This window comes from Litoribacterium kuwaitense, from assembly GCF_011058155.1.
GTDB classification, from domain to species: domain Bacteria; phylum Bacillota; class Bacilli; order Bacillales; family DSM-28697; genus Litoribacterium; species Litoribacterium kuwaitense.
The window spans coordinates 1-387 of the sequence record NZ_JAALFC010000137.1 but is presented as its reverse complement, the minus strand read 5'-3'; the positions used below and the strand labels follow the sequence as shown (position 1 = coordinate 387).

The 387-nt window shown below is 51.4% G+C and carries 1 rRNA gene; it reads left to right on the top strand.

Going from position 1 to position 387, the window contains the following annotated elements:
- Nucleotides 1-387, top strand: a 16S ribosomal RNA gene (locus G4V62_RS19385); the annotation flags it as partial.

The window sequence follows — 387 nt, the reverse complement described above, 5'->3', positions numbered from 1 at the left end:
TAGATATCGGGAGGAACAACCAGTGGCGAAAGCGGCTCTCTAGTTTAGCTCTGACGCTAAGCTGCGAAAGCTAGGGGAGCGAACGGGATTAGAAACCCTGAGCTAGTGTCAGCGCCGCGGTAATACGGGGTGGCGAGCGTTACTCGGATTCATTGGGTGTAAAGGGCAAGTAGGCGTTCCACTAAGTTAGAAGTGAAATCCTGAGGCTCAACCTTAGAACTGCTTCTAAACTAGTGGGATTGAGGCTAGAAGAGGAGAGCGGAATTCTCGGTGTAAGGGTGAAATCTGTAGATATCGGGAGGAACAACCAGTGGCGAAAGCGGCTCTCTAGTTTAGCTCTGACGCTAAGCTGCGAAAGCTAGGGGAGCGAACGGGATTAGAAACCCT